Source organism: Methylobacterium oryzihabitans, from assembly GCF_004004555.2.
Taxonomy (GTDB): Bacteria; Pseudomonadota; Alphaproteobacteria; order Rhizobiales; family Beijerinckiaceae; genus Methylobacterium; species Methylobacterium oryzihabitans.
In genome coordinates this window covers 68,438-82,615 of record NZ_SACP01000020.1, presented here as the reverse complement: position 1 = coordinate 82,615, position 14,178 = coordinate 68,438, and the positions used below count along the sequence as shown (strand labels likewise).

Sequence of the window (14,178 nt, the reverse complement as noted above, 5' to 3'; positions counted from 1 at the left end):
GGAGGACAGGACACCGATGCCGACCCAACGCCGCGTCGTGATCCGGGAGTTCGGCGCCCCGGGGGTGATGATCGTCGAGACCGGGGACCTGCCGGAGCCTGGGACCGGGGAGGTCCGGATCCGCCACACCGCGATCGGCTTCAACTTCATCGACGTCTACCAGCGCAAGGGCATCTACCCTCTGCCGCTGCCGACCGGGCTCGGCTTCGAGGCGGCGGGCGTGGTCGAGGCGGTGGGCCCGGGCGTGTCCGGCTTCGCGCAGGGCGACCGGGTCGCGACGATGAACGCGGGCGTCGGCGCCTATGCCGACCGGCGCATCGTGCCGGCCGACAAGCTCGTGCCGCTGCCCGACTCCGTCTCCGACGAGGCGGCCGCGAGCCTGCTGTTCAAGGGCCTGACCGCACAGTACCTGCTGCGCCGCACCCATGCGGTCCAGGCCGGCGACCTGCTGCTGGTCCACTCGGCGGCCGGCGGCGTCGGCCAGATCCTGGCGCGCTGGGCGACCGCGCTCGGCGCGACCGTCGTCGGCACCACCGGCTCGCCGCACAAGCGCGAGGCGGCGCTCGCCGCCGGCTGCACGGCGGTGGTGGACATCACCGATTCCGACTGGCCGAAGGCGTTCCTGGAGGCGACCGGCGGGCGCAAGGCGCGGGTGGTCTACGACGCGGTCGGCAAGGACACGCTGCTCGCCTCGCTCGATTGCGCGGCGCCGTTCGGGCTGGTGGTGTCCTACGGCGCGGCCTCGGGGCCGGCGCCGGCGGTCGACCCGGAAGTGCTCAACAAGAAAGGCTGCCTGTTCCTGACCCGCCCCTCGGTGTTCCCGCACAACGCCGATCCGGCGCTCCTGCGCGCCAACGCCGCCGACCTGTTCGACGCCATCGCGCGCGGCCACGTCCGGGTTGATGTCGGCCGGCGCTTCGCCCTCGACGACATCGTGGCGGCGCACGCGGCGGCCGAGGCGCGCGAGGTGGTGGGGGCGATCGTCGTCACCCCGTGAGACCGGCGGCCGGGTCGATCAGGGCCGGCAGGCGGCGCAGGTCGTCGATGACGCGGTCGGCGCCGGCCGCGCGCAGCGTGTCGGCGTGGTCGGGGCCGCAATGGCCGGCGCCGGTGAAGCCGACCACCGGCATGCCGGCGGCCCGGGCCGCGGTGACGCCCGCGACGCTGTCCTCGACCACGAGGCAGCGCGCCGGCGCGACCCCGCCCATGCGCTCGGCGGCGAACAGGAACAGGTCCGGGGCGGGCTTGCCGCGCCGCACCTGGGACGCGCTGAAGACGTGGGGCGCGAACAGCTCGTGGAGCCCGGTCAGGCCGAGCCCGAGCCGCAGCTTCTCCGGGCTGCTGCTCGACGCGACGCAGACCGGCCGGTCGATCCGGTCGAGCGCCGCGCGGACGTGGGGAATCGGCTGCAGGTCGGTCGCGAAGCGCGCGGCGATCGTCGCCTTGACGCCCTCGTCGTAGTCCGGCGGCAGGCTCCGGCCCCATTCCCGCTCGATCACCGGAACCATCTCGCGGTCGGGCACGCCGGTGAAGCGGCGGATCAGCTCGGCGGCCCCGATGCGGCAGCCGAGCCGGGCGAGCGCCTCGGCATGGACCTGCGCGGCCAGGACCTCGCTGTCGATGAGCACGCCGTCGCAGTCGAAGATCACGAGATCGGGAACCATGGCGCCGTCCTCCGGCCTCTGCCGCCGCGGCAGCGCGCCGGCCATAGCGCGTCCGGTCGTCGTCCGCGACGGACCGGCGCCGCGACGACCCGGCGCCGCGATGCCGCGTGGAAGCGGCGCGGCGGCTCGGCTAGGGTGGTGGATCCGACGCCCGAGGTTCCCGATGAAACCGGCCGCGCTGCCGTCCCACCCGCTGCACAAGGCGCGGGCGGAGTTGTCCGCCCTGGTCGAGCGCGCCCTCGCCGGCGAGCCGCAGCGGATCACCCGCACGCCGCGGGAGGCGGTGGTGATGGTGTCCGAAGCGGAATGGGAGGGGCGGCAGGCCCAGCCCGGCACCCTCGCGGCGCTGTTCCTCGCCCATGCCGGCGAGGACGGCGAGGCGGGCTACGCCGCGATCCTGCCGTCCGGCTCCTGACCGGCGTCACGACGCCGCGCCGCGGGGAAACACGCATCCGCCCGCGAACCCTCGCGGCCGACGACCGATGACAGCGATGGATGCGCGAACCGGACGGAGGCGCCGATGTACGCCGAGGGTGGATGGAAGCCGTCCTGGGAGCCGCCGGAGCGCCGGCCGCGGCTGACCAGGCGCCAGGAACTGGTGTTCCTGTGGATCATCGCCATCAACGTGGTACTCCTGCTGATGGCGCCGGTGGGCGGCGCGACCCTCATCCATGCCGCCCTCGCGGCCCTGCGATGAGGGCGTTCCGCCGCAGCCCCGGGCTTCGTCGCCCTCACTCCCGCCACCTTCGGGGCGTTGAGTGCCGCGCATCCTGCTCTCCAGTGCGAAAGCGTTCCCGATGCGCGTCGTCAGCCTCCTCGCCATTGCCCTCTCGGTGATCCTGGTTCTGGTGGGAGGCGCGGTGCTCAGCCTGCTCGCCGCGCCGTTCCGGGCGCTCTCGGCGCTCCGGCGGGCCTGAGCGGCACCGTCTGCGGACCCGGACGAAGGCGGTCCGCGGCCACGCCGTCCCACCTCCGCGCGGGTCCCCGGTTCGCCAACCCGCACCGGGCGGTCGTGGGATCTCACAAGGTTTCCGACTGATCGCTCGGCGATTGCTGCGCAATCGCTTCGCGATATGGAAATCGACCTCGCTCAGGAGCCCCCTACCACCCCATCGTGCCGGGCTCGCCCTTGAACGGGCCGACGACGCGGCGGGTGATCCAGCCGCCGTAGAACCCGCCCGGCTGCGGGGTCGCGCGCTCCTCGCCGACGAGGCAGGCATCCATCGGCCCGGCATAGAACGCGACATGGCCGGCGAGGCCGGCGAAGGCCCGGGTCGGGTTTGGATAGGCCCAGGCCACCCGCGACGCCCGCCGCCGCGGCCCGACCACGTCGAAATACGCCGCGCGGCCCTTCCACTCGCACACGCTGCCCGCCCCGGCCGGCACGATCGCGCCGGGCGCGATGTCGCCGGGCGGCAGGTAGTAGGTCGGCGGGTGCGAGGTCTCCAGGACCCGGAAGCCCCGCACCGTGTCGGCGATGACGACGCCGTCGAAGACGACGCGCAGGCGCTCGGGCACCGGTTCCAGGCGCGGCGGGCGCGGATAGTCCCACACGCTCTCCTGTCCGGGACCCACCGGATCCGGATCGGGATGACCTGCCGGCATCGTCGCTCTCCTGGCGTCGTCGTTCCGAGGCTTATAGGGGCCGCGCCGCCGGCGGGGAGGCGACCCTACGACGCCGCCCCGGCCCGCACCGGCCACTCCACGGCGGCATCGCGGCCGAGGCCGTCGAGCCAGCCGGGGTCGAGCTTCGGCATCGAGGCGTGCAGGAGGCGCGAATAGGGATGGGTGCCCGGCGCGCCGAAATCCCCGGGCGCCAGCTCCTCGATCTTCTCGCCGGCAACCATCACCGCGATGCGGTCGCAGATCGACTGCACCATCGCGAGGTCGTGGCTGATGAAGATGTAGGACAGGCCGAGCTCGCGCTGCAATTCGCCGAGCAACTCGATGATCGCCGCCGCCACGACGCTGTCGAGGGCCGAGGTGATCTCGTCGCAGATGACCAGCTCCGGCTCCGCCGCGAGGGCGCGGGCGAGGTTCACCCGCTGCTTCTGCCCGCCCGACAGCTCGCCGGGCAGCCGGGTCTTCAGCGCCCGCGGCAGCCGGACCATGTCGAGGAGCCGGTCGATGCGGGCCTCGCGGGCCCGGCCGCGCTGGCCGTGGTAGAAGGTCAGCGGCCGGCCGAGGATCTCGCCGACTGCCTTCGCCGGGTTGAGCGCGGTGTCGGCGAGCTGGAACACGATCTGGAGCCGGCGCAGGGCGTCGCGCGGGCGCTGGGCCGCGGCGGGGGCGAGCGGCGTGCCGTCGAGGGCGATGCGGCCCGAGACCGGCGGCAGGATGCCGGCGATGACCCGCGCGAGGGTCGACTTGCCGCAGCCGGACTCGCCGATGATGCCGAGGTTGCGGCCGCGCTCGACCGTCAGGCTCACCCGGCGGATCGCCGGCACCAGCGGCATCCCGTCCGGCCCGATCCGGCCGTAGCCCGCCACCACCTCGGTCACCTCAAGGAGCGGGCCGGGGCCGGCCGCCTCCGCCGGCCGCGCGGCGCCGGCCGAGGGCTCGACCGCGTCGAGGAGCGCGCGGGTGTAGGGATGGGTCGGCCGCGCCAGGATCTGCCCGGTGGCGCCGACCTCCTGCACCTCGCCGCCCTTCAGCACCGCGATCCGGTCGGCGATCTGCGCCACGACCGCGAGGTCGTGCGAGACGTAGACGCCCGCGGCCCGGCTCTCCTTCATCACCGCCTTGAAGGCGCGCAGCACCTCGATCTGGGTGGTGACGTCGAGGGCGGTGGTCGGCTCGTCGAAGATCACGAGCTTGGGCGCGCCGATCAGCGCCATCGCGGCCGACAGGCGCTGGAGCTGGCCGCCCGAGACCTGGTGCGGGTAGCGCGCCCCGATCGTCTCGGGCTCCGGCAGCGCCAGGGCGCGGAACAGCTCGACGGCACGGGCGCGGGCCGCGTCGGGCGGCATGAGGTCGTGGATGCGCGCGACCTCGATCACCTGCTCCATGACCGTCCGGGACGGGTTGAACGCCGCGGCCGCGCTCTGGGGGATGTAAGCCACCATCGTGCCGCGAAGCGCGGCGCGCTCCGCCTCCGGCAGGGCCGCCATGTCGCGGCCGTCGACCGTCACCGAGCCGCCGGCGATCCGGCAGCCGGCGCGGGTGTAGCCGAGCAGCGACAGGGCGATGGTGGTCTTGCCCGAGCCGCTCTCGCCGATCAGGGCGAGGATCTCGCCGTCGGCGACGTCGAGGTCGACGCCGCGGATGATCTCGATCCGGCGGCCGGAATCGGTCTTCGCCTCCACGCGCAGGCCGCGGATCTCGACGAGGTGGGCCATCAGGCGCTCCGGTCCCGGATGCGGCGGGGGAGGTTGTCGATCAGCATGTTGACGCTGATCGTCAGGCTCGCGATCGCCAGCGAGGGCACGACCACCGCCGGCGCGCCGAACGGCAGGCCGCCGATGTTCTCGCGCACCATCGCGCCCCAGTCGGCGTCGGGCGGCTGCACGCCGAGGCCGAGGAACGACAGGCCCGACAGCAGCAGCACCACGAAGACGAAGCGCAGCCCGAGATCGGCCAGGACCGGGCCGATGATGTTGGGCAGGATCTCGGAGCCGATGATGTGGCCGGTCCCCTCGCCGCGCACCCGCGCGACGGTGACGAAGTCCATCGTGTTGACGTTGACCGCGAGCGCCCGGGCGAACCGGTAGGCGCCCGGCGTGTAGATCACCGCCAGTGTCGCGATCAGGACCGGGATCGAGGAGCCGATGCCGGCCACCACCACGAGGCCGAACAGCTTGCTCGGGATCGAGTTCAGGGCGTCGAGGAAGCGGCTGAGCACCGTGTCGAACCAGCCCCCGGTCACCGCCGCGGTCATGCCGAGGGTGACGCCGGTGAAGCAGGCGAGCGCGACGGCGGCCAGCGAGATGCCGACGGTGTAGCGCGCGCCCATCAGGATGCGCGAGAGCATGTCGCGGCCGAGATAGTCGGTGCCGAGCCAGAACTCCCGCGTCATCGGACCGAAATAGTCGAAGTCGACGATCTCGCCGACCGGATGGGGGGCGATCAGCGGCGCCGCCAGCGCCATCACGGCCCAGAACGCGACGATGCAGAACCCGACGACCCCGACCGGGTTGAGGGCGTAGCCGAGGCGCAGACGGGAGCGGAGTGTGGCGGCCATGGTCAGCGCAGCCTCGGGTTCGACACGATCGCCACGATGTCGGCGATCGTGATCAGCAGGAGGTAGCCGAGGCAGAAGATCATCGCGCAGGTCTGGATCAGCGGCAGGTCGCGGGTCGAGACCGCGTCGACCATCAGCTTGGCGATGCCCGGATAGTTGAAGATCGTCTCGACGATGATGACGCCGCCGAGGAGGTACGACAGCGACAGCGCGACCGCGTTGACGATCGGCCCCAGCGCGTTCGGCAGGGCGTGCCGGAGCACGACCCGGGTGCGCGAGGCGCCCTTGAGCAGCGCCATCTCGGCATAGGGCTTGTCCAGCGCCTCGACCACCGCGGCCCGGGTCATGCGGATCATCTGGGCCGAGATGACGAAGCTCAGCGTCAGCACCGGCATGACGAAGACCCGCAGGAGCTGCCCGAGCGACTGCACCTCGTTGGCGAAGGACAAGGCCGGCAGCCACTTGAGGTAGACCGAGAACAGCAGCACCGCCGAGGTCGCGATCATGAATTCCGGCACCGAGATGACCCCGATGGTCAGCGCGGTGACGACGCGGTCGAACAGCGTTCCGCGCAGCACCGCCGCCAGGATGCCGAGGCCGAGGGCGACCGGCACCGAGACCACGGCGGTCACCGCGGCGAGCTTGAGGGTGTTGGCGAGGCGCCCGCCGATGAGCTTGGCCACGGGAATCGCGTTGGCGTAGGAGGTGCCGAGGTCGCCGGTGGCGAGGCCGCCGATCCAGCGCAGGAACCGCAGGATCGCCGGCTCGTCGAGATGCATCGCCGTGCGCAGGCCCGCCACCGCCTCCGGCGTCGCCGCCTGCCCGAGCAGCACCTCGGCGACGTCCCCCGGCAGCATCGCGGTGGCGAAGAAGATCGTGAACGACACGACCAGCAGGGTGACGAGCGCCGCCGCCATCCGGTTGAGCACGAGGTAGGCGATCTGGCTCTTCATCGGGGCCCTCGGGGCGCGCGGAACGGCCGGGCAGGGAGGGGGCGTGCCCGCGGGGAGCCGGCACGCCGGGGGCTTCTCAGGCGTCGAGCCAGACGTACTCGGCGAAGGCGTAGCCCATCATGCCGCCGAGCGGGTTGGGCTGCAGCCCCTTCAGCTTGGTCGAGATCGCGTCGACGTTCGAGATGTAGACCGGGATCGCGGTGCCGGCCTCGTTGGCGATCATCGTCTGCATCTCGCCGTAGATCGTCTTGCGCTTGCCCTCGTCGAGCGAGCCGCGCGCCTCGACCAGCATCCGGTCGAAGGCCTCGGACTTGAAGCGGCTCTCGTTCCAGGGCGCGTCGGAGGCGTAGAACAGCGAGAACATGATGTCGGGCGTCGGGCGCGGGTTGACGTTGCCGAAATGGACCGGTGCCTTGAGCCAGTAGTTCGACCAGTACCCGTCCGAGGGCACCCGCTGCACGTCGAGCTTCAGGCCGATCCCGGCCGCCGCCTGCTGGAGCACGGTCGCCATGTCGACCGCGCCGCCGGCCGCCTCCGAGGTGATGACCGGGATGGTCTGGCCGAGCAGGCCGGACTTGCCGAGCAGGAACTTCGCCTTCTCGGGGTCGTAGGCCCGCGGCTTCAGCTCGGGGTTGTGGTAGCGGTTGGCCGGCGAGACCGGCTGGTCGTTGGCGATCTCGGCCAGCCCGCGCAGGGCCGATTTCTGGATCAACTGGCGGTTGAACAGGTGCTTCATGCCCTCGACGAAGCCGGCCTTGTCGCCGGGCGACAGGTCGAGGCGCATGTTGAAGTCGGTGTAGTTGCCCGAGGTCGTCTTCGACAGGGTCACGCCCGGCTGGCCCTCGACCAGCCGCATCGAGCGCGGGTTGATCGAGGCCGCGAGCTGGATGTCGCCCGCGAGCAGGGCGTTGACCCGGGCCGAGTCGTCGGGGATCGCGAAGAACTCGAACGAGTCGAGGTAGGGCGCGTTCGCCTTCCAGTAGTTCTTGTTCCGGCGGCCGATCGAGCGCACGCCGGGCTCGAACACCTCGCAGGTGAAGGCGCCGGTGCCGTTGGCCTTGGTGAAGCTGGTGGTGCCGTCCGCCACGATCATGAAGTGGTGGGTGGCGAGGATCGTCGGCAGGTCGGCGTTGGGGTTGGCGAGCGTGATCTCGACCGTGAGGTCGTCGGGCGCCGAGAAGCCGGACATCTGCTTGCCGAGCGCGTTCGCCTTCGAGCCGACCGCGGGGTCGAGGTGGCGCCTGAGCGAGTAGATCACGTCGGCCGCCTTCAGCGGCTTGCCGTCGTGGAAGGTGACGCCCTTGCGCAGCCGCACCGTCCAGACCTTGGCGTCCTTGGTGTCGAACGCCTCGGCGAGTTCCATCTGGGCGGTGCCCGAGGCGTCGAGGAAGGTCAGGCGGTTGTAGAAGGCCGAGCAGCGCACGTAGTCGGTTGAGAGCGACGCCTTGGCCGGGTCGAGGGTGTCGGCGGTGGACGACGACCAGCCCGCCGCCTTGAGCGAGCCGCCGGAGCGCGGGGCCTGGGCGAGGGCGGCCGAGGCGCGGCCGAGGATCCCGGCGCCGGCCGAGGCGGCGACGCCGCCGAGCATCAGGCCGCGCAGGAGCTCGCGGCGGGAGGCGCCGCGACGGATCGCGTCCTCGATCCTCGCGTCGTCGAGGGATGTCCAGTTGGTGACGGATCGATCGGTCATCGACATCTCCTCGGGATGACGGGGTGGAGGGACATGCCTCGCGGTAGGAGACAGGCTTGGCGTGAGGGGACATGCTTGGCGGAAACGGGCCGTGCCGCAAGGGACGGTCCGTCACGACGCCCGGCGGACGTGCCCAGCGCAAGTCCGGTGCGGGATTTTCAGGCCGACCGGGCCGCCGCCACCGCGTCGGCGAGCCCGGCCAGGGAGGTGAAGCGGAAGTCGGGCTCGGTGAACTGTTCGGGCTCGATCGTGCCGCCGTAGCCGGGCCGGGCGTGCCGGCGCTGGATCCAGCAATTGTCGAGGCCGAGGCGGCGCGACACGCCGATGTCGTGGTACTGGCTCTGGGCGACGTGCAGGACGTCGGCGCGCGCGCCGCCCTCCGCCTCGATGAAGGCGAGGACGGTCTCGAAGAAGGCCGGGTCGGGCTTCTCGGTGCCGGTGTCGTCCGCCGTGAAGCCGGCGTGGAACGGGTCGCCGAGGCTTTGCGCGAAATGCGTGAACGCCCAGCGCCGGGCGTTGGTCATCGCGATCAGGCGGGCGCCCTCGGCGAGCCGCGCCAGCGCCGCGACGCTGTCGGGGAACGGTGCCCAGGTCCGGGCCGAGTCCCGCAGCCGCTCACCGTGGGCGTCGCCGGCGGGCAGGCCGAGTTCCGGCGCGATCACCCGGTAGACCCGCACGAGGTCGTCGGGAAACAGCCCGGCCTCGGGCGCGGAGCGGGCGGCGCGGTAGAGCGCGAGCGCCGCCTCGCCGTCGATCGTGGTGCCGGCCTCGGCCGCGATCGCCGCGAGGCCATCCGTGATGCCGCCCTCGAAGTCGATCAGCGTGCCGACGACGTCGAAGGTGAGATAGCGGTACGCGCTCAGGGGCTTGGCCACGATCCTGCTCCTCGGTTGCGGGCGGCCGCCGCCCCGCCGTTACTGTCGCAGAGCGCGCCGACGGGAACTACCGAAGACGGCGTCCCGGCGGCACAAAATTGCGAATCGGATGGGCAGCACGGTATCTGCCTCTTCGCGAGGCAAATCTTGGCGAGGCAAATCTTGGCGAGGCAGACCTGACCTCACGCCATCGCGGCCCGCACGTCGGCATCCTCCAGGGTCTGGTCCAGGATCCGGCGGGTCCTCTCCACGATCGCGTCGATCTCGGCGTCGGTGCAGCACAGGGGCGGCGCGTAGCCGAGGACGCCGTTGCCGAAGGCCCGGATGACGAGGCCGTTGCTCCAGGCGCGGTCGAAGATGCGCCGGGCCGGGTCGGCGGCGGCCGGCAGCGGGGTCTTGCGCGCCTTGTCGACCACCAGCTCCACCGCGGCGAGCAGCCCGCGCCCGCGCACGTCGCCGACGAGCGGATGGTCGGCGAGGTCGCGCAGGCCCGCCATCAGGCGTTCCCCGGCGCGCCGGCCGTTGGCGAGCAGGCCGTCCTCGTACAGGCGCAGCACCTCGAGCCCGACCGCCGCGCTGACCGGGTGGGCCGAGTAGGTGTAGCCGTGGCCGACCGCGGCCTCGCCGGCGCCGTCCGCGATGGTGTCGTAGACCCGGTCCGACAGGAACACCGCGCCCATCGGCACGTAGCCGGAGGTGAGGCCCTTGGCGGTGGTCATCAGGTCGGGGACGACCTCGTCCTCGGTGCAGGCGAAGAGCGGGCCGGTGCGGCCGAAGCCGGTGATGACCTCGTCGGCGACGAACAGGATGTCGAGGTCGGCGCACAGGTCGCGCATCGCCTTCATCCAGCCGCGCGGCGGCACCAGGACGCCGCCCGAGCCCTGGATCGGCTCGGCGTAGAACGCCGCGACGCGCCCGGGCCCGCCGACCGCCTCGACCTTCGCCCGCAGGGCGGCGAGGGAGGCGGCGATGATCGCGTCGGGGTCGCTGCCGGCCGGGTTGCGGTAGGCGTAGTGCGACGGGATCTTGTGCTGCCAGTCGAACGGCAGGCCGAAATTAGCGTGGAAGGCGGGCAGCGCGGTCAGGCCGGCGCCGACCGTCGAGGAGCCGTGATAGCCCTGCTCGAGGGAGATGAACTGGTCCTTGCCTGGCTGGCCGCGCACGGTCTGGAAGTTGCGGATCAGCCGGACCGTGGTGTCGACCGCGTCCGAGCCGCCCAGGGTGAAGTAGACGTGGTTGAGGTCGCCCGGGGCGCGCTCCGCCAGCGCGGCGGCGAGCCGGATCGCCGGCTCCGAGCCGAGGCCGAAATAGCCGGTGGCGTAGGGCAGTTCGCGCATCTGCCGGGCAGCGGCCTCGACGATGCTGTCGTGGCCGTAGCCGGCATTGACGCACCACAGGCCGGCGAAGCCGTCGACGAGGGTGCGGCCGGCATCGTCGGTGACGGTGGCGCCCTTGGCCGAGCGCAGCACCCGCACGCCCATCCGCTCGTGGCCACGATAGGAGGCGACCGGATGCACGAGGTGGGCGCGGTCGAGTTCGATCAGGGAGTTGCTGAGCATGGCGCTCTCCGGGTGTCGGGGGGGGTCAGCCGAGAGCCTGCGCGGCGAGCGCGAAGGTATGGGCCTGCGCGGCGGACGCGGAGGTGTGGACTTGTGCGACCGGCGGGATGTCGCCGCCCCGCCGCATGGCGATGCCGCCGCCGGCCGGAACGAGGCCGTGTCCGGCGAGCCAGGAAGCGAGATCCCGCTCCCGCGGCGTGTCGATGCGCAGGAAGGCGCCGGGGCGGGTGGCGATCACGAAGCCGATCAGCGCCCGGGCGTCGTCGGGGCCCGCGGCGACGACCGGGCCGATCACCTCGCCGCGGCCGAACCGGCGCAGCACCGCGAAGCCCCGCACCGCCCCGCCGCGCCGGAGCAGCGCGACCCGGCCGACCTGCGCGAGGCGGCCGATCAGCGCCGCGCGGTCCATGCCGCAGGCGGCGCGGTCGAGGGCGACGAGGTCGGCGACCGGGGGCGCCTCCGCCCAGGCCACCTCGCCCGCCGGGATCGCGTCGTGCGGCCGGGCCTCGCCCTGCGACTGCACCACCGCGCCGGTCGCCCGGAACCCGAGTTTCTCGTAGAGCGGCAGGCCGTCCTCGGTGGCGACAAGGCGGCAGGCGCGATCGCCGGCGGCGGCCAGCGCCGCATCCATCAGCCGGCGGCCGAGGCCGCGCCCGCGCAGCGCCTCGTCGACGATCACCATGTTGATCGTCGCGTCGCCGTCGCCGTAGGGCGTCGTCAGGGCGGTCCCGGCGACCCGGTCGCCGTCGAGCAGGACGCTGCCGCGGCTGAGCGACAGGACGAGCGCCCAATCCTCGCGGCGGTGCGGCCAGCCGGCGGCCCGCGACAGGGCGGCCGCCTCGTCCAGGTGCCCGGGCGCGAAGTCCCGCAACTCGATCCCCGCCATCCCGGTCCCGCCCGTCCACGCCGCCTCGCCGACAGGAGTAGAGGCGGTGCGCAAGCGGATGGTCGCGACTTCGCGGCGGCCACGACATCTTGCGCCGTTCGCCGGCGGAGCCGCCGCATCTTATGCCGGAGCGTCCGCGCCGGCCGGGTGCCAGGAACGGAACGCCCGCTGCTCCGGCACAACGCCCTGCCGGCCGGGCGCCGCGATACGGAAGATTCTGCTTCCCCCCGCGCGGGATTGCGCCGATCCCGCCGGACCGGCCTTCCTATCATCGCCGGGCAAGAGGGCGCCCGCCGGGGGCCGGTGCGAGGATCCGCGCGATGAGCACGTTTCGGCCGAAATTCATCACCTTCGACTGCTACGGCACGCTGACCCGCTTCCAGATGGCCGAGGCGGCGCAGGACATCTACGGCGCCGAGCTCGACGCTCCCCGGATGGCGCAGTTCATCAGGAACTTCGCCGCCTACCGCCTCGACGAGATCCTCGGCGACTGGAAGCCCTACGACGCGGTGATCCACAACGCCGTCGAGCGGACCTGCCGCAAGAACGGCGTCGCCTTCCGGCCCGAGGACGCCCGCGCGATCTACGAGCGGGTGCCGGGCTGGGGCCCGCATCCGGACGTGCCGGAGGGCCTCGCCAAGGTGGCGCGGGAGATCCCGCTGGTGATCCTCTCCAACGCCATGGAGGAGCAGATCCACCACAACGTCGCCAAGCTCGGCGCGCCGTTCCACGCGGTCTTCACCGCCCAGGCGGCCGGGGCCTACAAGCCGCGGTTCCGGGCGTTCGAGTACATGTTCGATCAGCTCGGCTGCAATCCCGAGGACGTGCTGCACTGCTCGTCGTCGTTCCGCTACGACCTGATGTCGGCCCACGACCTCGGCATCACCAACAAGGTGTGGGTCAATCGCGGCCACGAGCCGGCCAACCCGTATTACGGCTACACCGAGATCAAGAGCATCGCGGACCTTCCCGGAATCGTCGGTCTCTGAGGCTCGCCCCCATGCGCTTCGCGTCCTACTGGCACGACACCGCGCCGCGCTTCACCGGCGCGGCGGCCGGCCCGGTCGAGGGTCACTACGACGTCGCCGTGGTCGGCGGCGGCTTCACCGGCCTCTCCGCCGCCCGGCACCTCGCCCGGGCGGGGGCCAGCGTGGTCGTGCTGGAGGGCGCGACGGTGGGAGCCGGCGCCTCCGGGCGCAACGGCGGCCACCTCAACAACGGCCTCGCCCACGGTTACCTCGCGGCGAAGGCCGAACTCGGGGCCGAGCGCGCGAAGGCGCTCTACCGGGCGCTCGACGCCGCCGTCGACACGATCGAGGCGCTCGTCGCCGAGGAGGGCATCGACTGCGCCTTCCGCCGCTCGGGCAAGCTCAAGCTCGCGTCGAAGCCCGCGCATCTCGACGCGATCGCCCGCAACTTCGAGGCGGTCCATGCCGAGGTCGACCCGGACACCGCCCTGCTGCGCAAGGCCGACCTCGCGGGCGAGATCGGCTCGAACGGGTTCCACGGCGGCATGCTCTCGAAGAAGAGCGCGATGATGCACATGGGCCGGTTCGTCACCGGCCTCGGCGACGCCGCGGTGCGGCACGGCGCGACGATCCACGAGGGGGCGCCGGTCACCGGGCACCGGCGCGGGGCCGACCGCCACACCCTGACGACGCCGCGCGGCAGCGTGACGGCGCGGGAGGTGCTGCTCGCCACCGGCGCCTACACCGGCAAGCCGTTCGACTATTTCCGCCGCCGGATCGTGCCGGTCGGCAGCTTCATCGTCGCGACCCGCCCGCTCACCGCGGCGGAGGTGGCCGCGACCGTGCCGGGCCACCGCACCTACGTGACCTCGCTCAACATCGGCAACTACTTCCGGCTCGCGCCGGACGACCGGCTGATCTTCGGCGGCCGGGCGCGGTTCTCGGCGAGCACCGACCAGCGCTCCGACGCCAGGAGCGGCGCGATCCTGCGCGCGAGCCTCGCCCGGACCTTCCCGCATCTGGCGGGCATCGAGATCGACTATTGCTGGGGCGGCCTCGTCGACATGACCAAGGACCGCTTTCCCCGCGCCGGCGTGGTCGACGGGGTGCACTTCGCCATGGGCTATTCGGGCCACGGCGCGCAGCTCTCGACCCATATGGGCGTGGTCATGGCCGACATCCTGCTCGGCCGCGCCGACCGCAACCCGCTGGCCGCGATGGCGTGGCCGGCGATCCCGGGCCATCACGGCAAGCCGTGGTTCCTGCCGATGGTCGGGCTCTATTACGGCCTGCTCGACCGGTTCCGGTAGGCGCCGGCCCGCTCCCGGAGAGCGGGCGCCGGCCGGGCCCCCGTCATACGATTTTCGATCGATCGCTTCGCGATGCGAAAATCGGCTTCGCTC

14 protein-coding genes are annotated in these 14,178 nt (G+C 72.6%); 5 read left to right on the top strand and 9 right to left on the bottom strand.

Going from position 1 to position 14,178, the window contains the following annotated elements:
• The first annotated feature begins 16 nt into the window (after positions 1 to 16).
• Complete coding sequence (locus EOE48_RS19220) at positions 17 to 997, top strand: quinone oxidoreductase family protein (protein WP_127732125.1); 981 nt, start codon at positions 17 to 19, stop codon at positions 995 to 997.
• On the opposite strand, the gene EOE48_RS19215 is transcribed toward EOE48_RS19220, so the two are convergent.
• Positions 987 to 1,664, bottom strand: a complete 678-nt coding sequence (locus EOE48_RS19215; protein WP_127732123.1) for an HAD family hydrolase — start codon at positions 1,662 to 1,664, stop codon at positions 987 to 989. The genes EOE48_RS19220 and EOE48_RS19215 overlap by 11 nt on opposite strands.
• Before the next feature lie 163 nt (positions 1,665 to 1,827).
• Between EOE48_RS19215 and EOE48_RS19210 the strand changes: the two genes are divergently transcribed.
• Entirely contained in the window at positions 1,828 to 2,079 is a 252-nt protein-coding gene (locus EOE48_RS19210; RefSeq protein WP_127732121.1) for a type II toxin-antitoxin system prevent-host-death family antitoxin, read from the top strand.
• 105 nt (positions 2,080 to 2,184) lie between these two features.
• The gene (locus tag EOE48_RS29275; RefSeq protein ID WP_187371480.1) at positions 2,185 to 2,361 is read left to right on the top strand and encodes a hypothetical protein; all 177 of its coding nucleotides are present in this window, start codon (positions 2,185 to 2,187) and stop codon (positions 2,359 to 2,361) included.
• Positions 2,362 to 2,765: 404 nt separating this feature from the next.
• Here EOE48_RS29275 and EOE48_RS19205 read toward each other — a convergent pair whose 3' ends face one another.
• From EOE48_RS19205 to EOE48_RS19170, 8 genes are all read right to left on the bottom strand, one after another.
• Positions 2,766 to 3,269 carry a DUF427 domain-containing protein gene (locus EOE48_RS19205; protein ID WP_127732119.1) on the bottom strand — a complete coding sequence of 168 codons (504 nt, stop codon included), beginning with the start codon at positions 3,267 to 3,269 and terminating at the stop codon, positions 2,766 to 2,768.
• Positions 3,270 to 3,334: 65 nt separating this feature from the next.
• Positions 3,335 to 5,002 (bottom strand): ABC transporter ATP-binding protein, encoded by a 1,668-nt coding sequence (locus tag EOE48_RS19200; RefSeq protein WP_127732117.1) that lies wholly within the window; start codon positions 5,000 to 5,002, stop codon positions 3,335 to 3,337.
• The gene (locus EOE48_RS19195; protein ID WP_127732115.1) at positions 5,002 to 5,844 is read right to left on the bottom strand and encodes an ABC transporter permease; all 843 of its coding nucleotides are present in this window, start codon (positions 5,842 to 5,844) and stop codon (positions 5,002 to 5,004) included. Before EOE48_RS19195 ends, EOE48_RS19200 begins: the two co-directional genes overlap by 1 nt.
• A 2-nt stretch (positions 5,845 to 5,846) precedes the next feature.
• On the bottom strand, positions 5,847 to 6,797 hold the full coding sequence (locus EOE48_RS19190; RefSeq protein ID WP_127732113.1) for an ABC transporter permease: 951 nt from the start codon (positions 6,795 to 6,797) through the stop codon (positions 5,847 to 5,849).
• A gap of 76 nt (positions 6,798 to 6,873) precedes the next feature.
• On the bottom strand, positions 6,874 to 8,487 hold the full coding sequence (locus EOE48_RS19185) for an ABC transporter substrate-binding protein (protein WP_127732111.1): 1,614 nt from the start codon (positions 8,485 to 8,487) through the stop codon (positions 6,874 to 6,876).
• 158 nt (positions 8,488 to 8,645) lie between these two features.
• The gene (locus EOE48_RS19180) at positions 8,646 to 9,362 is read right to left on the bottom strand and encodes an HAD-IA family hydrolase (RefSeq protein WP_127732109.1); all 717 of its coding nucleotides are present in this window, start codon (positions 9,360 to 9,362) and stop codon (positions 8,646 to 8,648) included.
• 182 nt (positions 9,363 to 9,544) lie between these two features.
• The gene (locus EOE48_RS19175; protein ID WP_127732107.1) at positions 9,545 to 10,921 is read right to left on the bottom strand and encodes an aspartate aminotransferase family protein; all 1,377 of its coding nucleotides are present in this window, start codon (positions 10,919 to 10,921) and stop codon (positions 9,545 to 9,547) included.
• Between the two features lie 25 nt (positions 10,922 to 10,946).
• Positions 10,947 to 11,807, bottom strand: a complete 861-nt coding sequence (locus EOE48_RS19170; RefSeq protein ID WP_127732179.1) for a GNAT family N-acetyltransferase — start codon at positions 11,805 to 11,807, stop codon at positions 10,947 to 10,949.
• 320 nt (positions 11,808 to 12,127) lie between these two features.
• On the opposite strand from EOE48_RS19170, the gene EOE48_RS19165 reads away from it, so the two are divergent.
• Both EOE48_RS19165 and EOE48_RS19160 read left to right on the top strand, forming a co-directional pair.
• Positions 12,128 to 12,796: a haloacid dehalogenase type II gene (locus tag EOE48_RS19165; protein ID WP_127732105.1), complete on the top strand. Its 669-nt coding sequence runs from the start codon at positions 12,128 to 12,130 to the stop codon at positions 12,794 to 12,796.
• 11 nt (positions 12,797 to 12,807) lie between these two features.
• Positions 12,808 to 14,085: an NAD(P)/FAD-dependent oxidoreductase gene (locus EOE48_RS19160; RefSeq protein WP_127732103.1), complete on the top strand. Its 1,278-nt coding sequence runs from the start codon at positions 12,808 to 12,810 to the stop codon at positions 14,083 to 14,085.
• Positions 14,086 to 14,178: the final 93 nt, after the last annotated feature.